Here is a 304-nt window from a genome sequence, read left to right as displayed (position 1 = left end):
GTTGCAGATGCTTACTTCTCTACAAGTACATTTGTTAATGGGATAAAGAAAGAAGGGTTCTCTTTGATAAGCCGCTTTCGTGACAATGCTTGTCTCTTTTATGTCTATGCTGGTCCACGTACTGGAAAACGTGGTCGCCCAAAGACCAAGGATGGCAAGATTGATATGAAGAATCTTGACCTCACTCGAATGGAGAAGATGGAGATGAAAGATATAGAAGGAACAGCTTATACTTTGATAGCCTATTCCAAGGCACTCAGGTGTAAAGTTAGACTTGTCATCTGGCAGATGCCGAATGGCAAGA

The 304-nt window shown here is 42.1% G+C and carries 1 pseudogene; it reads left to right on the top strand.

Annotation, left to right across the window (positions count from 1 at the left end):
- Positions 1-63: 63 nt before the first annotated feature.
- Positions 64-304 (top strand): annotated as a pseudogene (locus DWV53_RS16315) (transposase); the annotation flags it as partial.

The sequence above is a fragment of the Segatella copri genome (genome assembly GCF_003465495.1).
Classification (GTDB): Bacteria; Bacteroidota; Bacteroidia; order Bacteroidales; family Bacteroidaceae; genus Prevotella; species Prevotella copri_G.
The sequence above is the reverse complement of the archived record's forward strand: the minus strand, read 5'-3'. Positions and strand labels throughout refer to the sequence as shown.